The 19,935-nt window shown below is 33.3% G+C and carries 28 protein-coding genes, 2 tRNA genes, 1 rRNA gene and 1 pseudogene; 27 read left to right on the forward strand and 5 right to left on the reverse strand.

What is annotated here, in order from left to right:
* Positions 1-35: 35 nt before the first annotated feature.
* Positions 36-142, forward strand: a 5S ribosomal RNA gene (rrf, locus tag AAGD63_RS01645).
* A gap of 192 nt (positions 143-334) precedes the next feature.
* Positions 335-1,065 (forward strand): annotated as a pseudogene (locus AAGD63_RS01650) (IS66 family transposase); the annotation flags it as partial.
* A gap of 117 nt (positions 1,066-1,182) precedes the next feature.
* Here the strand turns inward: AAGD63_RS01650 and AAGD63_RS01655 are convergent.
* From AAGD63_RS01655 to rpmH, 3 genes are all read right to left on the reverse strand, one after another.
* Positions 1,183-1,392, reverse strand: coding sequence for a hypothetical protein (locus AAGD63_RS01655; protein ID WP_341813601.1), 210 nt, complete (start codon positions 1,390-1,392; stop codon positions 1,183-1,185).
* 90 nt (positions 1,393-1,482) lie between these two features.
* The gene (rnpA, locus tag AAGD63_RS01660) at positions 1,483-1,842 is read right to left on the reverse strand and encodes a ribonuclease P protein component (RefSeq protein WP_341813790.1); all 360 of its coding nucleotides are present in this window, start codon (positions 1,840-1,842) and stop codon (positions 1,483-1,485) included.
* A complete protein-coding gene (gene rpmH / locus AAGD63_RS01665; RefSeq protein WP_015588337.1) occupies positions 1,826-1,960 on the reverse strand; it encodes a 50S ribosomal protein L34 in 135 nt (44 codons plus the stop codon). The genes rnpA and rpmH overlap by 17 nt, the downstream gene beginning before the upstream one ends.
* Before the next feature lie 107 nt (positions 1,961-2,067).
* Between rpmH and pstC the strand changes: the two genes are divergently transcribed.
* From pstC to AAGD63_RS01680, 3 genes are all read left to right on the forward strand, one after another.
* On the forward strand, positions 2,068-3,156 hold the full coding sequence (gene pstC, locus AAGD63_RS01670; protein WP_341813602.1) for a phosphate ABC transporter permease subunit PstC: 1,089 nt from the start codon (positions 2,068-2,070) through the stop codon (positions 3,154-3,156).
* Between the two features lie 94 nt (positions 3,157-3,250).
* A complete protein-coding gene (atpD, locus tag AAGD63_RS01675) occupies positions 3,251-4,687 on the forward strand; it encodes a F0F1 ATP synthase subunit beta (RefSeq protein WP_341813603.1) in 1,437 nt (478 codons plus the stop codon).
* Positions 4,688-4,692: 5 nt separating this feature from the next.
* The gene (locus tag AAGD63_RS01680) at positions 4,693-5,034 is read left to right on the forward strand and encodes a F0F1 ATP synthase subunit epsilon (RefSeq protein WP_010404622.1); all 342 of its coding nucleotides are present in this window, start codon (positions 4,693-4,695) and stop codon (positions 5,032-5,034) included.
* A 311-nt stretch (positions 5,035-5,345) separates the two neighbouring features.
* Here the strand turns inward: AAGD63_RS01680 and AAGD63_RS01685 are convergent, their stop codons facing one another.
* Positions 5,346-7,628: a hypothetical protein gene (locus AAGD63_RS01685; protein WP_341813604.1), complete on the reverse strand. Its 2,283-nt coding sequence runs from the start codon at positions 7,626-7,628 to the stop codon at positions 5,346-5,348.
* Positions 7,629-8,037: 409 nt separating this feature from the next.
* Here AAGD63_RS01685 and fsa point away from each other — a divergent pair, with 409 nt between their 5' ends.
* On the forward strand, positions 8,038-8,679 hold the full coding sequence (gene fsa, locus AAGD63_RS01690) for a fructose-6-phosphate aldolase (RefSeq protein WP_341813605.1): 642 nt from the start codon (positions 8,038-8,040) through the stop codon (positions 8,677-8,679).
* Between the two features lie 528 nt (positions 8,680-9,207).
* Here fsa and AAGD63_RS01695 read toward each other — a convergent pair.
* Entirely contained in the window at positions 9,208-9,675 is a 468-nt protein-coding gene (locus AAGD63_RS01695) for a hypothetical protein (protein ID WP_341813606.1), read from the reverse strand.
* 149 nt (positions 9,676-9,824) lie between these two features.
* Between AAGD63_RS01695 and carA the strand changes: the two genes are divergently transcribed.
* From carA to rplF, 21 genes are all read left to right on the forward strand, one after another.
* Positions 9,825-10,907 (forward strand): glutamine-hydrolyzing carbamoyl-phosphate synthase small subunit, encoded by a 1,083-nt coding sequence (carA, locus tag AAGD63_RS01700; RefSeq protein ID WP_341813607.1) that lies wholly within the window; start codon positions 9,825-9,827, stop codon positions 10,905-10,907.
* A 114-nt stretch (positions 10,908-11,021) separates the two neighbouring features.
* Positions 11,022-11,103: transfer RNA gene (locus AAGD63_RS01705), tRNA-Tyr, on the forward strand.
* A 4-nt stretch (positions 11,104-11,107) separates the two neighbouring features.
* A tRNA-Gly gene (locus tag AAGD63_RS01710) sits at positions 11,108-11,178 on the forward strand.
* A 77-nt stretch (positions 11,179-11,255) separates the two neighbouring features.
* Positions 11,256-12,428, forward strand: a complete 1,173-nt coding sequence (tuf, locus tag AAGD63_RS01715) for an elongation factor Tu (RefSeq protein WP_007301992.1) — start codon at positions 11,256-11,258, stop codon at positions 12,426-12,428.
* A 14-nt stretch (positions 12,429-12,442) separates the two neighbouring features.
* Positions 12,443-12,763 (forward strand): 30S ribosomal protein S10, encoded by a 321-nt coding sequence (rpsJ, locus tag AAGD63_RS01720; protein ID WP_341813791.1) that lies wholly within the window; start codon positions 12,443-12,445, stop codon positions 12,761-12,763.
* Between the two features lie 9 nt (positions 12,764-12,772).
* Positions 12,773-13,495, forward strand: coding sequence for a 50S ribosomal protein L3 (rplC, locus tag AAGD63_RS01725; RefSeq protein WP_341813608.1), 723 nt, complete (start codon positions 12,773-12,775; stop codon positions 13,493-13,495).
* Positions 13,496-13,497: 2 nt separating this feature from the next.
* A complete protein-coding gene (rplD, locus tag AAGD63_RS01730; protein ID WP_006012216.1) occupies positions 13,498-14,112 on the forward strand; it encodes a 50S ribosomal protein L4 in 615 nt (204 codons plus the stop codon).
* Entirely contained in the window at positions 14,109-14,396 is a 288-nt protein-coding gene (locus AAGD63_RS01735) for a 50S ribosomal protein L23 (RefSeq protein ID WP_010404680.1), read from the forward strand. Before rplD ends, AAGD63_RS01735 begins: the two co-directional genes overlap by 4 nt.
* A 1-nt stretch (position 14,397) precedes the next feature.
* The gene (gene rplB, locus AAGD63_RS01740) at positions 14,398-15,222 is read left to right on the forward strand and encodes a 50S ribosomal protein L2 (RefSeq protein WP_341813609.1); all 825 of its coding nucleotides are present in this window, start codon (positions 14,398-14,400) and stop codon (positions 15,220-15,222) included.
* A gap of 3 nt (positions 15,223-15,225) precedes the next feature.
* Positions 15,226-15,510, forward strand: coding sequence for a 30S ribosomal protein S19 (rpsS, locus tag AAGD63_RS01745; RefSeq protein ID WP_341813610.1), 285 nt, complete (start codon positions 15,226-15,228; stop codon positions 15,508-15,510).
* Between the two features lie 9 nt (positions 15,511-15,519).
* Positions 15,520-15,870: a 50S ribosomal protein L22 gene (gene rplV / locus AAGD63_RS01750; protein WP_341813611.1), complete on the forward strand. Its 351-nt coding sequence runs from the start codon at positions 15,520-15,522 to the stop codon at positions 15,868-15,870.
* 39 nt (positions 15,871-15,909) lie between these two features.
* On the forward strand, positions 15,910-16,530 hold the full coding sequence (gene rpsC, locus AAGD63_RS01755; protein ID WP_341813612.1) for a 30S ribosomal protein S3: 621 nt from the start codon (positions 15,910-15,912) through the stop codon (positions 16,528-16,530).
* Between the two features lie 11 nt (positions 16,531-16,541).
* Positions 16,542-16,955 carry a 50S ribosomal protein L16 gene (gene rplP, locus AAGD63_RS01760; protein ID WP_006012233.1) on the forward strand — a complete coding sequence of 138 codons (414 nt, stop codon included), beginning with the start codon at positions 16,542-16,544 and terminating at the stop codon, positions 16,953-16,955.
* A gap of 11 nt (positions 16,956-16,966) precedes the next feature.
* Positions 16,967-17,170: a 50S ribosomal protein L29 gene (rpmC, locus tag AAGD63_RS01765; protein WP_341813613.1), complete on the forward strand. Its 204-nt coding sequence runs from the start codon at positions 16,967-16,969 to the stop codon at positions 17,168-17,170.
* Positions 17,163-17,393, forward strand: coding sequence for a 30S ribosomal protein S17 (rpsQ, locus tag AAGD63_RS01770; protein ID WP_010404696.1), 231 nt, complete (start codon positions 17,163-17,165; stop codon positions 17,391-17,393). Before rpmC ends, rpsQ begins: the two co-directional genes overlap by 8 nt.
* An 18-nt stretch (positions 17,394-17,411) precedes the next feature.
* Positions 17,412-17,771, forward strand: a complete 360-nt coding sequence (gene rplN, locus AAGD63_RS01775) for a 50S ribosomal protein L14 (RefSeq protein WP_006012242.1) — start codon at positions 17,412-17,414, stop codon at positions 17,769-17,771.
* Positions 17,771-18,088, forward strand: a complete 318-nt coding sequence (rplX, locus tag AAGD63_RS01780) for a 50S ribosomal protein L24 (RefSeq protein ID WP_010404700.1) — start codon at positions 17,771-17,773, stop codon at positions 18,086-18,088. Before rplN ends, rplX begins: the two co-directional genes overlap by 1 nt.
* 6 nt (positions 18,089-18,094) lie before the next feature.
* Positions 18,095-18,631 (forward strand): 50S ribosomal protein L5, encoded by a 537-nt coding sequence (gene rplE / locus AAGD63_RS01785; RefSeq protein WP_264330576.1) that lies wholly within the window; start codon positions 18,095-18,097, stop codon positions 18,629-18,631.
* 12 nt (positions 18,632-18,643) lie between these two features.
* Positions 18,644-18,952 carry a 30S ribosomal protein S14 gene (gene rpsN, locus AAGD63_RS01790; protein WP_264330575.1) on the forward strand — a complete coding sequence of 103 codons (309 nt, stop codon included), beginning with the start codon at positions 18,644-18,646 and terminating at the stop codon, positions 18,950-18,952.
* A gap of 22 nt (positions 18,953-18,974) precedes the next feature.
* Positions 18,975-19,370, forward strand: a complete 396-nt coding sequence (gene rpsH / locus AAGD63_RS01795; protein WP_006012252.1) for a 30S ribosomal protein S8 — start codon at positions 18,975-18,977, stop codon at positions 19,368-19,370.
* 16 nt (positions 19,371-19,386) lie between these two features.
* Positions 19,387-19,932 (forward strand): 50S ribosomal protein L6, encoded by a 546-nt coding sequence (rplF, locus tag AAGD63_RS01800; protein WP_010404706.1) that lies wholly within the window; start codon positions 19,387-19,389, stop codon positions 19,930-19,932.
* Positions 19,933-19,935 lie beyond the last annotated feature (3 nt).

Genomic DNA, 19,935 nt, shown 5'->3' on the forward strand with positions numbered 1-19,935 from the left:
AAATTAAAATTTGTTAAGTCAGAAATTTTTGTTGACTTGGTGGCTATAGCAAAAATGAACCACCCGATCTCATTTCGAACTCGGAAGTGAAACTTTTTAGCGCCGATGATACTTAAAAAGGGAAAGTAGGTCGTTGCCAAGTTTATAAAAATTTCTTTTTATTTATATCTGTTCAGTAGAGCGATGAAACAAGGTAAGCATAGAGTAGCTGTGAGGTAATATAACTGATCTTTTAGAACTCTGTGAAAACTTTAAAATAAAAGTAGAAAATTTAAAAAGTAGAATTTCTCACTTGTTTGCAAATAAGGAAGAGAGATAGCAACATTTAACAAATCATCAAACAATTGATCTTCCGAAAATCAAACTTTATATAATTGAATATTAATTAAGTTGTTGGAGATGAGGAGAAAGAAGAAGTAGCAAACTACCAAGAAGCAGATACATTTGGTCCAAGAGTTAGGTGATAATTGTAGCACTCAGTGGATTCTATAAAAATTCAAAACGTAAGAATTATAAGTGATGTTTTTAATGTGAATTGAAAGCGTATCAAATAGTGAATATAGAGTTCCTTCAAAATGCAAAAAGGTGTATGAGCAAATCGAATAAGAAAACTGAGGTTTTGCGCATCAACGTGTTATAATAAAGGTAAACTTGGTTAGTGCTGAAGCAATACTGCAAGTTTTAAAGGGAAAGAAGATTTAAAAGACAGTGTATGTTGCAATCGTAATAGTCGCTGACAGGTAATTTGAAACATAGCTGGACTATTGAAGTTAAAATTCTGGGCTGTTACTTAAAAAACGATCCACTGAATTATTTGTACTAAAAAAAGCTTTATTAAAAAGTGAAATAGATGTTTTAACAGAAGTGTAAGAAAGTTGCAAAACGTATAAGGTATTACTTGAAGCTACCTATCTGAAGCAATTGGAGCTTCTCAAGTTGCGAAAAATATTTTAAAATCTGAAAGAATGATGTGAAATTTTTTAAGTAAACCAGAAAGTATTTCACTATCACGCTGAACAGCAAATTAGTCATTATATCGTTTACTGTAAAAGCTCATATTTTACGTAATCAGAGCTAGGAACTTGAAAGGATAATTTCATTATACTTAACATGAAAACAAAGAGAACTATACAATTCCCTGCCTATCATTTCTTGAACCACTTCCCTGAACGGGTACTTTTATCAAACTACTCTCTTATTGTAATGAGTTGCTTCTATATTAAAATTTAGCAACTTCCCTCTAGGATTATCTTTATTTTGTTCTAAGTATTGGCTTTGTTCAAATGCCATTTCCCATTGTGTACGATAGCTAGACTTTCTATATTCATAAAAACTCTCTTCAGCATTATTTGTATCGAGCTTTTTATCTTGTTTTTCTATACTCTCTACCATCAAGCACCCACATCTATTAATTTATTTTAAAAACTTTGCTTATTTTATCATAAAAAATATAGCTGTAAATACTTTAGTGAAAATTTCTTCTTATTTTATCTTTCTTAAGCAAATATTAAGGTCTTTTTGTAAATTTTTATAGCCTACTTGCATAATGTTTTTATGGGTTAGTATTATGTAATAGTATCCTACATTACTTATATTAGAAATGCTAACTTTAGCTAGCATTCGTAATTGCCTTTTTATTTTATTTCTTTTTGCTGCTTTTCCGACTTTTTTACTGATAGCCAGACCTACTCTAATAACATGAATATACTTTTCAGGTTCTCTTTCTTTTATAGCATATAGTGATATATATACCCCTCGATAAAAAAGACTGTCAGGTGCTAATCTGTTTTTAAAAGCAAAGGAAAACTCTTTTTTTTTATGCTTACTATGCGCATAATTTATTACACCCTAATGAACGACGCTTATTAAGAATTTTTCTTCCAGCTTTTGTTGACATACGTGAACGAAATCCATGTCTGTGCTTTCTTTTTAAATTTTTTGGTTGAAATGTTCTTTTCATTGTTTTTATATTAATATGACTATTTATTTTAAATTATTTTGTTCTATTGTCAAATAATGGTCAACTTCTATGGCATTCTTATTGAATAAAATTTGATATATGGAAAAATGAATTTAATTATAGGCATACCTGTTTTACTAATCCTTTTATTTTGTTTGAGTAGGTTTCAAGCAGTAAGTAAAGTTAAGTCTTATATGTATTTGAGTTGTATGTGGATGTTAGCTTGTTTGTTAGCACTCTATGGTGGTTATTTTATAACTTCTATTTCTATAGCGTTACTTTTTTTTATGCTGATTTTTATCTTTAAAGATAAAAGAAATAAGATGGTAAAATTTTTGTTATTTATGGCTTTAACCATATCACTTTTTATCACTTTATTTATAATGCTATCTATTTTTATTCAGTCCATTTCTTTTTTTAACAAAGTAGCTATTTCAGAATTCTTATTTTGCTTAAAATGGAAGCATAATGTAGCTATTATCGGCGAAGGAGAGGTGGGATGTTTTGGTATAGCGCCACTTTTAGTGGGGACATTACTTATAACTATTGTAGCAATGTTAGTTGCGGTGCCGCTTGGTTTATTTTCTGCAATATATATTAGTGAGTATGCGAGTGAAAAAGTGCGTTATGTTATTAATACAGCCTTACAGGTTTTGTCTGCTATTCCTACTGTTGTATATGGATACTTCTCAGTTGTATTTTTGTCTTTTTTTATAAAGCAGGTAGCAAGTTTTTTTAATTTAAGTATACACTCAGAAAGTGCTTTGATTGCTGGTTTATCGATCGGGGTAATGATTCTTCCTTTTATTATTTCTTTGCTTGAAGATGCTATAAGATCTGTTCCAAAAAGTTTACGTTATGGTTTTATGGCGCTTGGCGCAACACCAGCGGAAACTATATGGCATATAACAATACCTTATGCAATGCCTACAATTTTAAGTGCAATTTTATTATCAATTTCAAGAGTGATAGGTGAAACAATGATTGTACTAATGGCTGTGGGAATCAATGCAAATTTGACCTTTAATCCTCTCAATTCAGTTACTACTATCACTGTACAAATTGCTACATTACTTACCGGAGATCAGGATTTCAATAGTGTGCAAACTCTTGCTGCTTATGCGCTTAGTTTGGTGCTGTTTGTTATTACTTGGCTATTGAATGCATTTGCACTATTTATAATGAAACGTAACTAGTAAGTGTTTTAATATTGCAAAATTTCTGTTAATAATATAAGATTTATTTTTTAGAAGTTCTTTTATAGAATTATAGTGTTAGGTGATGAAAGAGATGAATATAGGTAGAACGGTTAAGATAACTCAAGCAGTTGTTGATCTAAAATTTGAAGGCGAGTTACCTAAGATATTTAATGCTTTGAAAAGCAAACTAAAATGTAAGGGCAAGGGGCTAGTTTTAGAGGTTTCACAACATATAGGTGACAATATAGTTCGTTGCATTGCTATGGATAGCACAGATGGTATGTCAAGAGGTGATGAGTTTGTTGATACAGGTGCACCAATATCAGTTCCGGTTGGGCGCTCAACTTTAGGAAGGATTTTTAATGTTGTAGGAGAGCTTATAGATGAGTGTGGTCCTTTAAAAGGAAAGTATAATTTAGAACCTATACATAGATCACCTCCAAGTTTTACCGAGCAGAAGATACAGGAAGAGGTTTTAGTTACAGGAATAAAGGTTATAGATCTTCTTGCTCCTTATCTTAAAGGAGGAAAAATTGGCTTATTTGGTGGAGCTGGTGTTGGTAAAACAGTTCTGATAATGGAGCTGATTAACAACATAGCAAAAGCTCATAAAGGATTTTCTGTGTTTGCTGGAGTAGGAGAGAGAACGCGTGAAGGTAATGATCTTTATAACGAGATGATTACTTCGAATGTAATAGATATAAATGAGCACGAAAAATCTCAAGCCGTTTTGGTTTATGGTCAAATGAATGAACCTCCTGGAGCAAGGGCTAGGGTTGCTTTAACAGCACTAACTATGGCGGAGTATTTTCGTGATCATGAAAATCAAGATGTTCTATTTTTTGTAGATAATATCTTCCGTTTTACTCAAGCTGGCTCTGAAATTTCTGCTTTGCTTGGAAGAATACCGTCGGCTGTTGGTTATCAGCCAACTCTTGCGACTGATATGGGCGCTATGCAAGAGAGAATAGCCTCAACTACTGCTGGTTCTATTACTTCTGTACAGGCTATATATGTTCCTGCAGACGATTTGACCGATCCAGCTCCAGCAACGACATTCTCTCATCTTGATGCAACCACAGTGTTGTCAAGGCAGATAGCTGAAATGGGTATATATCCTGCTGTTGATCCACTTGACTCAACTTCTCAGTCTTTATCTGCTGAAATCATTGGTGAAGAGCATTATAATGTGGCTTCTGAAGTGAAACGTATATTGCAAACTTATAAGTCGCTGCAAGATATTATCGCAATACTTGGTATGGATGAACTATCTGATGAAGATAAAATTATTGTTGATAGAGCTCGTAAAATTCAGAAGTTTCTTTCTCAACCTTTTCATGTTGCGGAGGTATTTACTGGCATGTCTGGCAAATTTGTTTCACTTTCTGATACTATTTCTAGTTTTAAAGGAATTATTGAAGGTAAATATGATAACCTGCCAGAAGCTGCTTTTTATATGGTGGGAAGTATAAGTGAAGCAATAGAAAAGGCTGAATCAATAAAAGCTGAAGTTGGAGCCGGACATTAAAGATTATGAACACTTTTAAGGTGCAATTTTTTTCTCCTGATAATCGAATTTCATTCGATGAAGTGGTTTCGCTTTCAGTGAATGGGCTTGAAGGAGAGCTAGTGATTTTAGCTTACCATTCTCCTTACTTAATTTATTTATTGCCTGGTATAATTACTGTTCAAATGAGTAACCAGACAAAGGAAAAAGTTGTAATTGATAATGGTATATTAGAGGTTGCAAATAATAATTGTAGCATTATAACGAATCAAATTCAGGTTTTTGATCATTTGACTCATGATGAGGAATCATTAAAAAATAAGAGAGTTGGTATATATTTAAGTTATCTTGATGTCAAATCTCTTTAGGGGCTCTTTTTGTGTTCAAGAAATGAGTTTACTCTTGTCATTCCCACTTCAAGTAGCTGACACACAACTGTACGAACATTATGGTTCAGGGAAGATGTCATTCCAGTATCTTCCTTCTTGTTATCCCAGTGCGTGACACTGGGATCTATCTTATTTTCATCATGGATATGATTTTAACATATGTTCCTAGAATCTGTTGTCCATTGCATAATTTGCAAATGTTTTTATGTCCAGATCCCAGTGTCACGCACTGGGATGACAAGAGTTGAGTGACAAGAAGAAGCACTGATTTCATATGCATCTGAACAGTATTAAACACCTCCACGCTGACTTTGGCTACACACCTTTGAGGGACTGCTGATTAAGTCTAGAAGTGAATTACAGTGATCGCTATGAAATGAGCTATCAAGGCTTAAAGACCTAGATTTTTTTTCTGAATCATCAATTTTCTCTGTAAGCTGGTAAAACATTTTTGAATTATTATCAAAAACTTCCTTTTTATTAACAAGTACTTGATTAATTACTGGACTTAACAGTTCTACTTGGCTATTTAAGTATTGTACTTTATCGTTTAGCTCTTTTTTTTCTCTTATTAATCTTTCAATCTCATCTTCATATTCTTTAAGCTTTAATTCCAGTGATGGACGGTACTTATTAACTATTTCTTCTTCTATCTCCTGCAGTAATTGCCCTCTTATTGTCTCGATCTTCTCATCTTTAAGCTCTATCTCGTTCTTTAACGTTTCAAAATCCCACGTTAGCTGATCTGCCTCTTGTTCATCAGATTCCAAATGTGCGTTATGCTCATTTTCTAAATTTTGTATTTGAGATTTATAACTCGCTATACACTTATCCCTTGCACTTATCATGTGTTCTGCTTCCTCTATCTCTTCCTCTTTTTTTTCAAACTGGTTCAATTTACCTTGTAGTTTCTCTTGTTCTGCATTAGCAGTTTTTAGCTTTTCCTTCAGTTCTTCTACCTTTTCTTCCAGTTCCTTATTTTTTCCATAAATTTCTTGAATTTTCTGCTCTTGCTCCTTATTGAGCTGGATTATTCGCTCATCTGTTTTACTCATTTCTTTCTCAAGTCTTTGTTCCTTTTCTTTACACTCAACTTGTAAATCATTGCACTGTTCCTCCAATTCCTCAATTTTTTGCTTAGCCTCCACGAGTTCTTGTTCTGATTCTACTTGCTTTGCTTTTAACATTTGATTTGCTTCTTTCAGTAATAATAACTCTTCTTTCAAATCTGATATTTGTTGTTCACTGCTTTCTTTTGTACTATTGCTATAGTGTTCTAATTGATCAAGCTTGTCTTCCAAACTATACTTTTCTTCTTTCAGTTGATTTAATTCCTCGTGCAATTTTCTTAACTCACTTATCAACTCTTCTTTTTCTGCATTGGCAACTTCCAGCTTTTTCTTCAGGTCTTTCTTTTCTTCATATGCACCTTCAAGTTCTTGCGCTCTTTCTTGCAGCTCTGTTAACATATTTGCTAGCTTTTCATTTTTTTGTGTCAGTTCAGCTTGCAATTTTGCATTTTTTTGCTTTTCTTCTCCAAGTTCATTCTGTAAATCACTATTATGCTTTTCAAATTCTTGCTTGGCCTCTTCGAGCCTATGCTGTAAATTGTTCCTCAGTTCATTTAATTCTCTAATTTCTTGCTCAGCTTTTGTAAGCTTTTGATCTAGTTGTTGTGAATTAACTTCTGTTTGAGTTGCAATTGCCTGAGTTGCAATCTGCTGTGGATTAACCTCTGATACATTGTTGCTAGTGAAAGAAAGAATAGGATTGCTTTTAGCATCATTTTTAAGATCTTTCAGCTTTTCGTCTTGATTGATTACGATATGTTCGTTATTTTGCAGATTACTAACAGCCGGTGCAATGTTAGCATTTTTGTTCTTTTTCAATAATGCTTTTACAGCATCATGTAGAGAGAGGCCTTGAATATATAATTCCTCATTTTGTCTTATTAATTCCCAAAACTCCTCAGGTGGCGATTCAAAATCTTTACCATTAAACTGTAGTACTTTAGTTATACCAGAATTACTTACATTCATAACCATAGTACAGGTAAAAGTTTTCCCATCCTTGTCCTGCACAGGCCAAGTGCTTGTCATTTCATAACATGCACCCTCTTTAAATTCATAATGTCTTTCCTTACCTTTTCGGTAAGCGTATATGTCATGCTTTTTATCGCAATAGATATTCAATGTGCTAATATCCCTTTCTTGCTGTAAGATATCACTAATTCTTATTGGCTCACTTCTATTGTAATTAATAAGATTAATGTTTAACACTTTATCAGAATTGTTAGTTTCTACATAAAAAGCTCGAAGGTCTATGTCTTTGTCTCTAAAATACTTACTTACAGCTTTTTTTGCCTGATTTGCTAATTCTATAAAGTTTTTTTTAAAGCTCTTGTTGAAAGATAGATCTATATATGCTTGCTTAAAATTTTCATCATTTGTTAAATCCATGAGCAAGTCATAAACCTCCCATTTTTCCTGACAATGTTCTTCTAAAACAGTAATGCTATTTTTTCTTTTCAGCTCTGCTAATATGTTTTTCAATGTCGGGAAATTTGTTGACATAGTATACTCCTTGTTACTATTGTTCTGATAATATATTTACTTTAGGAGTGATTAACTCCTTTTATATTAACCTTTTTAGTTGAATTTAATTGCGAGCGTTAAACTCGAACTTAGTCATTTTGTTTATTGTTCCTCACTACCTATTTGTGTTACTATACTAATAGTAGCACTAAGTTTTAGGCTATGCAAGAATTTCTATTGGACGTAAAGCTAGTAAACTTCAGAAATTGGTTATGCTAATTTTGTTAATAAAATGCAACCAATTAAGGAAAGCGCTATACTGTGTCTCAGTGCAATATTTTCTTTCCTAACGGACTGAAAATTGAGTTGAGTTAAAAATCCGATTTTATTTAATACTTTTCAAAGATGACAATATTTTGTAAAAATAGGTTTTTAATAGGACAATAATATGGAAATTTTTCTTGATAGTGTTGATTTGAATGAAATTAAGGAGCTAAAAGAGTTCATTGATGGTATAACAACTAATCCTTCTTTAATAGCAAAATCTGGACATAAAGATAAGTACGAAGATTTAGTAAGCGAAATATGTTCTATTATAAAAGGACCTGTTAGTGTTGAAGTTGTTGCAGATAGCCATGAAGATATGGTTAAGGAAGGCCTTAAGTTAGCGAAAATCGCTAGTAATATCGTAGTAAAGTTGCCCCTTACACATGAAGGATTAATTTCTTGTAAAAAGTTGTGGACAGAACATAAAATACCTGCTAATATCACATTGTGTTTTTCTCCTGGACAAGCACTGTTTGCCGCTAAGGCCGGTGCTTGTTTTATTTCTCCCTTTGTTGGTCGCCTTGATGATATAAGCTATGATGGCTTATCGCTAATAGAAGATATATGCACTATATATTCTAATTATAATTTTAAGACAAAAGTTCTTGTTGCATCAGTAAGAAGTCCAGCGCATGTAATAGAAGCTGCACGACTTGGTGCTCATTCAATTACTGTGCCAGCAAAAATACTTAGACAGTTAATTAATCATCCACTTACTGATCAAGGGCTCGCAATATTTGAAAAAGACTGGGGCGTAAAGTAATACATGATATTGCTATAAAATATAATATAAAAAGGACATAGGTACCATCTGTCCCTTAAAGACATGCAGGTTAATGATATGCGTAATTCAGAATTTTAAACATAATGATCCTCCTGTTAATAAAAAAAGATTCAGAAAAATGTATACAGCTACGACCGAAGTATAGCTAAAATATATTTTAACTGAAGATTATAGATTAATTGAATTGAAAAGCCTGCAGACGAAGATAGATTCCAAGCTCTAGAACACCTTCATTACGAATAGTAAAAAGACTATCAGAACTTGTCAAGTAATTTTTATCGTAATTTTATGAACATGACGTACATCTGTATAGAGATTGAATATGTCATTTAGGTAGCCTCTTTGTTGTCATTCCAGTACTGAAATCCAGTTAGATTTGCGAGTATAAAAGTAATACAACATTTTTGATGACGGAAGCCATTACTAGGATGACAAGAAAGGAAGTACTGGTTTCAGTTTTTGTACGTTAGCCATGTATCTCAAATTTAATTATTTATAAATAAAAGATCACACTCCTTGGCTTTGTGATGGAATAAGTTTTTCAATGCTGTCTACACAAAACTCAGCCGTGTTGTTAGCTATTTCATCGAATTTATCATTTATATCCTTACCTATTTTTTCATCTTTAATATATTCATACAGAGCTAAAATAGCTATAGTTGAGCATATTGCGATGAAACCAACTTTTGCTGTAATAAGTAATGATAGCCCACCTGCAAGTATGGACACTACTCCAATAGCTAGGTTTATAATTTTATTTTGTGTTGATTGATTCTCTTTATCCTCTAAAACGTTTGATATTGCTTTTGAGGCAATTTTTATTGCTATTGCTGTAGTTGAGATTATAACAAACATCATAGCTATTTTTGCTAAGAGAAAAATTGATGGTAGCATTATTACAAGAAACAATGAAGCACCTCCTATAAATAACCATTTCTCATTTATTTTTTTAGACTGATCTGTATTATTAGACATTGCAACCCTCCACTTTCATTAACAATTTATTCATGTAGTGTGAAACATGCAATAGTCAAGATATTTTTATGTGGAGAAGTTTGCGATTGAGTTTTGGCATGTTATTTAAAATTCTTATATAATATTAAATGAGTTTAAGAGAGAGTTAAATGCAGAATGCAGCTTTAGTTTTACAAGATGGCAAGTGCTTTTTGGGAAAATCGATAGGTAAAAAAGGTAAATGTATAGGTGAGGTTTGTTTTACCACTGGTATGACCGGGTATCAACATACTATAACCGATCCTTCTTTTGCTGATCAAATAATAGCGTTCACTTTTCCTCATATTGGTAATGTTGGAATAAATCACAAAGATAATGAAGGAGAAAAAGTTTTTGCAAGTGGTGTGATTATGCGTGAACTTTCTCCTATGTCTCACTCTTCTTCATATATTAGTTTAAATGATTGGTTGGAGAAAAATAATGTAGTTGGGATATCGGGAATTGATACTAGAGCTTTGACGAGATATTTGAGAAAACATGGATCTCAAAATGGAATGATATGTCCGTCAAGTGAGGCACATATATTAGATGAATTGAAGAAATACAAATCTGTAAATGGAATAGAAATAACTAAGAAAGTCAGTTTAAGTAATAACTTTCAAAGTGCTCTTAATGCAAAATATAGGGTTGTAATTGTTGATTTCGGTGTAAAAAATAGTATAATCTCACGCTTAGTAGAACTTGATTGTACGGTTGAATTAGTCAAACCAGATACAGGTTTTGCTCACAAAATATTAAGCATGAATCCAGATGGTATAGTGCTTTCAAATGGCCCTGGTGATCCACAAGAGATAGGAGAGAGTGTAATTTCAGAAATAGAAATTATTGTGAAATCTAAAATACCAGTTTTTGGTATATGCCTGGGCCATCAATTACTTGCAGTTACTTTGGGATCAAAGACTGTCAAGATGGATATTGGTCATCGAGGGAGTAATCATCCAGTTTATGATCTGGAGAGTAAAAAAGTTGAGATAACTAGCCAAAATCATGGTTTTGTTGTTGATTCAGCTTCTCTTCCAAGTAACGTTGAAGTTACTCATATTTCTCTATTTGATAATAGTGTAGAGGGGATAATGATAAAGGATTACCCAGTCTTTTCTACTCAATACCATCCAGAAGAAGCGCCAGGTACACATGATTCACATTATTTATTTGGGCGTTTTATTGACAATATTTTGTTATATAAAAGCTAATCTAACTGAAATCAGTTAGATTAGCTTTTATTACTTGATCTTTTGGATTTGGATGTTTAATATTAGGAGTAATAAAACTTAAGTTAAGATAGTGTTCTCTTAACAGATTTTTGTGGAGGAGTGACCGAGTGGTTAAAGGTAACAGACTGTAAATCTGTCCGCATTGCGTACGTAGGTTCGAATCCTACCTCCTCCATTGTGCGGGTATAGCTCAATGGTAGAGCTCTAGCCTTCCAAGCTAGTGACGTGGGTTCGATTCCCACTATCCGCTCTTTTTTTGTTGTATTTATATAAAATCAACATATTATTTATTGATGTATTTGTATTTTAGGTAGAAGAGTTAAAATTATGACAGCGATAGTAGAAGCATTTGGAAAGCCGCATGTAAACGTGGGAACGATAGGACATGTGGATCATGGGAAGACAACGTTAACAGCGGCGATAACAAAGCATTATGGTAATTTTGTAGCATATGATCAAATAGATAAAGCGCCAGAAGAAAGAAAGAGAGGGATAACAATAGCAACAGCGCATGTTGAATATCAAACAGAAAAGAGACACTATGCACACGTTGATTGCCCTGGACATGCTGATTATGTAAAGAATATGATAGTAGGTGCAGCACAGATGGATGCAGCGATATTGGTAGTGTCAGGGGTTGATGGGCCGATGCCACAAACGAGAGAGCATATATTGCTGGCAAAACAGGTGGGTGTTGGATATATCGTGGTATATATAAATAAAGCTGATGTTGCTGATGCTGATATGATAGATTTGGTAGAAATGGAAGTGAGAGAGCTGCTGAGTAAGTATGGATTTCCAGGTGATGAAGTACCTATGATAGTTGGGTCTGCGTTAAAAGCATTAGAGGATGATAGTAGTGAGTATGGAAAGAAATCAATAGATAAATTGATGGAGAAGTTAGATGAGTATGTGGCAGTACCTCCAAGGCCTATAGATTTGCCGTTTTTGTTGCCAATAGAAGATGTATTTTCAATATCGGGCCGAGGGACGGTAGTAACAGGAAGAATAGAGAAGGGGGAGATAAAGACAGGGGATGAGATAGAGATAATAGGTCTGAAAGCGACGCAAAAGACGATATGTACTGGTGTTGAGATGTTTAAGAAGTTGCTAGATAAGGGAAGTGCAGGACTCAATGTAGGAATACTACTAAGAGGAACAAAGAGAGAAGAAGTGGAGAGAGGGCAAGTATTGGCAAAACCAGGGACAATAACCCCGCATAAGAAATTTAATGCGGAGGTGTATATATTGAAGAAAGAAGAAGGAGGAAGGCATACACCATTTTTTGGAAATTATCAGCCACAGTTTTATTTAAGGACAACGGATGTAACTGGGAGCATAAAATTGCTAGATGGAAAGGAGATGGTAATGCCAGGGGACAATGTAAGTATAGAAGTGGAGTTGCAAGTACCAATAGCAATGGATAAAGGATTGCGTTTTGCGATAAGAGAAGGTGGTAGAACTGTTGGTTCTGGCGTTGTTTCGGAAATTTTAGAATGAGTATAATAACTAAGATGAAGCAAGATATATATATTAGAATCAAAGCTTTCGATTGTTCTTTATTGGAAAAGTGTATTCGCGAGTTTATTGATCAATTAAAGCAGTTTAATGCAGATTTATCTGGTCCGATTGTGTTGCCAAGAAAAGATTCTAAATTTACTGTTAATAGGTCTCCTCATGTTGATAAAAAATCTCGTGAGCAATTTGAAATGAGAATTTCTAAGCGGTTAATTATTGTGCATAATCCTACTTCTACTATGATGAAGATGCTTGCAGATTTATCTTTTTCTGCTGGTGTAGAAGTGGATTTAAAGGTTAAGGAAGTTAATATTTAGGAAAAGGAAATGAAGAGAATAAATTCGCTTAGGAGAATTGGTTTGTTAATGACGAATGTTGGCCATACTGCTATGTATTTTGATAATAGTCGCATGGCTGTAACCTTATTGCATCTCAGCGAAACTTATATTATCGATATAAAAGGACAAGATAAATGTGGCTACAATTCAGTCATTTTGGGCACAGGAGATTTAAAAAAAATAGCAAAACCTCAGTTGGAATATTTAAAGAAAAAGGGTATAAATAGTAAATGTAAATTATACGAAAGTAGATTAACTGATCTATTCGGAATAGAGTGTGGTAAAAAGGTGGGAGTTAATCATTTTGTAGTTGGTCAATATCTTGATATTACGGGTTATTCTTTAGGCAAAGGGTTTGCTGGTGTGATGAAGCGGCATAACTTCAGTGGGCTTAGGGCATCTCATGGTGTTTCTATTGCTCATAGATCACAAGGTTCTACTGGTCAATGTCAAGATCCTGGTAGAGTATTCAAGGGGAAGAAAATGGCTGGTCATTTAGGTAATAGCAGAGTAACTGTGCAGAATATGAAAATATTATCCATTGATTATGAAAATAGCATAATTGCTGTAAAGGGTAATAATGTTCCTGGGTATAAAAACTCTTATGTTTTTGTGAGAGATGCAGTTAAAAAGCCTTTACATAAAGATGTTCCTTTTCCAGCAGGTCTGCTGTTGAATATGAGTGATGATGCTAATAATTTGGTGAGTTAGTTATGGAATGTGAATTAGTTGATCTATCTAATAATAATGTAGGTAGTGTTGAGCTTAATCCCTTGATATTTTCTGCCAAGCAAAAATTGAGTATTTTGCATGATATAGTGAGATGGCAATTAGCAAAGAGAAGAGTTGGTGCTCATAAAACAAAGGGTATCAGTGATGTTTCTGGTACAACAGCTAAGCCGTATGGTCAAAAACGTACCGGCAGGGCGAGACAGGGGAGCTTGCGATCTCCTCAGTTTAGAGGTGGTGGAATTATTTTTGGTCCTGTTGTGAGGAGTCATGCTTATTCTCTTAATAAAAAGGTACGTAAATTTGGTTTGAAAATTGCTTTATCTCTAAAATATTTAAATAATCAAGTTATTGTTCTTGATAGTTTAAATGTTGATGTGAAGAAAACATCTAAAATGTGTGAATATATTAAAAATTTTAAATTTTCTTCTTTTTTAATAGTTGGTGATTATGGAGATGATTTGTTACGTGCTGCTAAAAATTTGCATTATGTAGATTTAATCAAACCTATTGGGTTAAATGTTTTTGATATATTGAATCATGAATGCGTGATGTTAACAAAAGACACTTTAAAGCATCTTGAAGGTAGATTGTTATGATTAAATATAATAATATAATAAAATCTCCTGTAATCACAGAAAAGGCTTCTCTTTTAAGAGAGAAGTTTAATAAATACTCTTTGTATGTTTTTGTAAATGTAAATAAGCGTCAAATAAAATCGGCAATAGAGTCTTTATTTAATGTCAGAATTTCTTCTATAAATGTTATTAGAGTTAAACCTAAATATAGACGTTTCAGGGGTGTGGTTGGTTGTAAAAAACAGAGAAAAAAGGTTTATTTTTCTTTGATAGATGGTCAAAAATTAGATATAATGAGCGTTTAATATGGGTATGAAACTTTTTAATCCTGTTACTCCGTCTTCTCGTGGGACTATATTAATAAGTAAAATTGGTTTATCAAAAGATAAGCCGGAGAAGTCTCTTGTATTTGGTAAGAAATCCAGTGGTGGAAGAAATAATCATGGTAGAATTACAACTCGTCACAGGGGTGGTGGTCACAAGAAGAAGTATAGAGTTATAGATTTTAAACGTAATAGAAGTGATCAGGGTATAGTTGAGAAAATAGAGTATGATCCAAATAGAAGTGGGTTTTTAGCATTAGTATCATATAAGGAAGATGATACTAAATCTTATATATTAGCTCCTCAAGGTATGAAGCCTGGTGATGTTGTGACAGCTGGAGATGATGCTGATATTTTACCAGGGAATTGTTTACTACTCAAGCATATACCTGTTGGTTCTTTCGTTCATAATGTTGAGCTGAAGCCAGGTAATGGTGCTGCGATTGCTAGAGCTGCTGGTTGTTATGCACAAATCGTTGGTCGTGATGGCCAATATGTTTTATTACGACTCAGGTCTGGTCAAATTAGGTTGATTTTATCTTCTTGCAAGGCTACTATTGGTGTAGTATCTAACCCTGACCATAAGAATAGAAAGTTGGGTAAAGCTGGGAGAAGTAGGTGGCTTGGGATTAGACCTACTGTACGTGGAGTTGCAATGAATCCGGTTGACCATCCTCATGGAGGTGGAGAGGGAAAAACTTCTGGTGGTCGTCATCCTGTTACTCCTTGGGGTGTTGCAACAAAAGGAAAGAAAACTAGGAAAAAAAATAAATCTAGTGATAAGTATATAAAAAAATTGAAAGGTTAATTTATGAGTAGATCTGTATGGAAACCACCTTTTTTACACCCATCTGTACTAAGATTAGTTCAGAGAACTTTAAAAGAGGGTTCTATTAATAAGGTGATAAAAATTCATTCCAGGGCTTCTGTAATTCTTCCTAATTGTTTGGGTTTAAAGTTTGCTGTTTATAATGGTAAAGATTACATTCCTGTTAGTGTTGATAATGAGAATATGATAGGTCATAAATTTGGTGAATTTTCACCTACTCGTAAATTTACTGGGCACGGTAGTGATAAAAAGGCAACAAGAAGATAGGTAATTTATATGAAAAATAGGGATATAATAGTTGAGGCTGGTTCTAGGGTTTTAAGATCGACTCCTCGCAAATTGAATTTGGTTGCTGATTTAGTACGTAATAAAAAAGTTTCTTTTGCTAATGTACAATTAAGATTTTGTGAAAAAAAAGCTGCTGGTTTTATAATGAAAGTGTTGAATTCTGCAATTTCTAATGCTCAAAATAATTATGGATTGAACATTGATAATTTATATATAAAGGAAGTTTTAATAGGTAAGTCCCTTACTTTGCGTAGAGTATATCCAAAAGCTATGGGTAGGGCTAATAGAATGAGTAAATTTTATAGTAATATTACTATAAAATTGAAAGAAATTGTATGATTTATAGAAATGGAAAGTTAATAAGGAAAGTGTAAAAATATGGGACAGAAGGTTAATCCTAAAGTATTTAGATTACAAGTAAATAGTAATACCTGGGATTCTGTTTGGTGTGCTACAGACGATTATAAGCAGAGATTGCATCACGATCTATTTATTCGCAGTTATATAAATGAATCCTTTAAGCATGCTGGTATTTCTAAAGTAATTGTAGAGCGTACAGTTAATTTAGTGTCTGTAATAATACATTCTTCTAAGCCTGGAATTGTAATAGGTAAGAAAGGTTTAGATGTTGAGAAGATAAAGCAAAAAATAGCTAAAAAAGTAGAAAGTAGTGTCGAAGTGAATGTAGTAGGAGTTAAAAAGTCTGAAATAGATGCAGTTTTAATATCAAGGAGTATTACACATCAGCTAGAAAAAAGGATTTCATGTAGAAGAGCGATGAAAAAAGCTATTCAAAATTGTTTGAAGATGGGTGCTGAGGGTATTAAAGTAAGTTGCTCTGGGCGTCTTGGCGGAGCTGAAATAGCTCGTACTGAATGGTACAAAGAAGGTCGTTTGCCTTTACACACTTTGCGTGCTAATATAGATTATGCTTTTTGTGAAGCGAAGACTATATGTGGTATTATAGGAGTTAAAGTTTGGGTTTATGTTGGTAGTTAAGGTATATTGAAATGTTTGTTCCCAAAAAGAGTAAATATAAAAAGGTATTTAAGGGGAGAATCAAGGGTAATGCTAAGGGTGGTAGCACGCTGTCTTTTGGAGATTATGGATTAAAAGCTATGGAAGTAGGTAAGGTTCAGTCTAAACATATTGAAACTGCAAGGCGCGTAATATCTAGAACGTTAAAACGCTCTGGTAAAGTGTGGATAAGAATTTTTCCTGATACCCCGGTTAGTAAAAAGCCAGCAGATGTACGTATGGGTAAAGGGAAAGGTAGTGTTGAATTTTGGGTATTTAAAGCTAAGCCCGGTAGGGTTTTGTTTGAAATTAGTAGTGATGTTCCCATGCATTTAGCAAGATTGGCGCTTGAAAAAGCGACTGCTAAGCTTCCTATGAAGTGTAAATTTATATCTAATCATAATTGAATGGAGTTGCAATGGATATAGTTAAATTTGAATCAGAATCTTCACAAGGATTACATGAACTTCTTGTGAATTTGAGGAAAGAATTTGTTAATTTGGCTTTTCAAAAAAAGCTGGGCCAGTGCAACAATTTTTCGCGTTTTAGCTTAATAAGAAAGAGCATAGCTCATGGTCTAACTGTATTAAATAGAAGAAAGAGAGAGGGAAAAAATGCCTAAAAAGGTTTTTTGTGGTGTCGTAACTAATGCTGAATCTGATAAGACTGTAAAGGTTTCGGTGTTACAAGTGTATAAGGATAGGCTGTATAAAAAAGTTATTAAAAAATACAAGAAGTATACAGCACATGATGAGAATAATAGTTGCAAAAAGGGAGATAGGGTTTTAATACAGGAACATAAGCCTATTTCTGTTACTAAAAAATGGGTTGTTATCAATAGCTAAAAAGGAATAGGTATTTATATGATTCAAAAAAATACATTGTTAGAAGTAGCTGATAATTCTGGCGCGCGTGCAGTCCTTTGTATTGGCTTGTTAGGTGGTAGGAAATCTGCATCTGTAGGTGATACGGTTATTATATCTACTAAGTCTATTAACCCAAAAGGTAAAGTTGAAAAAGGAAAAGTATATAAAGCAGTTGTTGTTAGAGTAAAAAATAGTGTTAAGAAATCTGATGGTTCTGTAATTCGTTTTTCTAGCAATGCTGTGGTTTTAATTAATGATCAAGGTGAACCACTTGGCACTCGGGTGTTTGGTCCAGTAAAAAAGTTATTATCTGGTTCTTTTATGAAAATAATGTCATTAGCTGATGAGGTTTTATAATGAGTGCTAAAATAAAAAGTGGTGATGATATTATAGTTTTAACTGGTAAAGATAAGAGAAAAATTGGTAAGGTAATCAAAGTTATAATACGTGATGCTAAAAAGAAAGTAGTTGTTTCTGGAGTAAATGTGTGTAAGAGACATACTAAACCAAGAGCTGGTAGTGGTGGTGGTATATTGAATAAAGAGTTAGCTATTGATGTATCTAATGTTGCAATATTGGATCCTAAGTGTAAAACTCCAACTAAAGTAGGATTTAAGATTATAGATGGTAGAAAAGTGCGTTTTGCAAAAGTTTCTGGAGAAGTGATAGATTAGGTTGATATGTTTAAACAATTGTATAAAGATAATATAGTAAAATCCTTAAAGGATAAGTTTAATTACGGCAATGTAATGCAAGTGCCTAAACTTGTCAAGGTGTGTATCAATATGGGTGTTGGAGATGCTGCTACGGACAATAAAGCGATAAATGAGCCACTTGATAATCTACATTTGATTGCTGGGCAAAAGCCTGTGTTAACCTTTGCAAAAAAATCTATTTCTGGTTTTAAAATTAGAAAAGGTGCAACTGTAGGTTGTAAAGTGACTTTGCGTAGAAATAAAATGTATGAATTCTTAGAAAGATTAATATATATTGCTTTGCCAAGGGAAAAAGATTTTAGAGGGTTTAGTGTGAAGCAATTTGATGGTCATGGTAATTTTTCCTTTGGTATCAAGGAGCATATATCATTTTTAGAAATAGACTATGATAAAATAAGTAAAATTAGAGGTATGGATATTAATATTATAACAAGTGCAGTTAGTGATAAGGAAGCAAAGGAATTATTACTGGCTCTTAAATTCCCTTTTTTTGATAATTGAGAGAAAATATATATGGCAAAAAAATCCATGATACAGAAGAATCTTCGTAGAATAAAGTTATGCGATCAGTATAGGGAGAGAAGGGAAGAATTAAAATCTATAATGAATAATAAGGATTTATCTATTGTAAAAAGGTTTGCAGCTCAAAGTAAGCTGATTAAAAAATTGCCTAGAGATTCTTCTAAAATCAGAATTAGGAATAGATGCGCTTTAACTGGTAGGCCGAGAGGGGTATATAGAAAATTTGGTTTATGTAGGATTGTTTTACGTGATTTGTGTTCTTTTGGACAAGTTCCAGGGGTTACAAAATCTAGTTGGTAAATGTGATATAAGGAGTGTAATAGTGTCGTTATCTGATAGTATTGGTGATTTTTTAACAAGAATACGTAATGCTCAATTGGCAATGCATAGGGAAACAAGAGTCCTATTCTCTAAAGTGAATTCTTCTATATTGAAGATCTTAAAAGAGGAAGGGTATATTCTTAATTATAAAAAGCAAGAGAGTGATAGTGTCCCTTCGCTTGTTGTGCAGTTGAAGTATTATGATAAATCACCTGTGATTAATGATATAGCTAGGGTATCAAAGCCCGGTTGTCGTTATTATTCTAAGTGTAAGGACATTTCTAAAGCATATAATGGTCTTGGAATTTTTATTATATCCACGCCGAAAGGAGTGATGACCGATTATAATGCACGTAGATTAAAAGTTGGTGGAGAAGTTTTGTGTCGTGTATTTTAAATGATAGGAGAAATGTATGTCTCGTATAGGTGCCGCACCTATCAATATTCCTGCTGATCTTTCAGTTGAATATAATGATGGTAGGGTATTAATAAGAAGTGTTAGGGCAGAAAAAGAGCTGAATTTGTGTAGTGGCATTCTGTGTCAGATAGTTGATAATCAATTGTTACTTTCTGTTGATCAAGGCAGGGATGATTATGATAAAATAAAATCTATATGGGGCACTTATAGAAGTAATATTAATAACATGATTAACGGTATGGTTAATGATTTTTCTGTTGATCTTGAGATTAATGGTGTAGGGTATAAAGCAGAATGTGATGATAAGTATTTGACTTTATATCTTGGTTATAGTCATAATATTAAGTATAAAGTGCCTAAAGACGTTGAGATTAAGTGTATAAAGCCAACTCATTTAGTGATTCGCGGTATGGATAAGCAAAAAGTCTATATGGTGGCTTCTGATATATGCAAAATTAGAAAATATGATCCTTATAAAGGTAAGGGTATTGTAATAAAAGGCAAATTTATGCTGCGTAAGGTTGTAAATAAAAAGAAGTAATTA

Source organism: Wolbachia endosymbiont (group B) of Germaria angustata (assembly GCF_964026725.1).
In the GTDB taxonomy this organism is placed as follows: domain Bacteria; phylum Pseudomonadota; class Alphaproteobacteria; order Rickettsiales; family Anaplasmataceae; genus Wolbachia; species Wolbachia pipientis_C.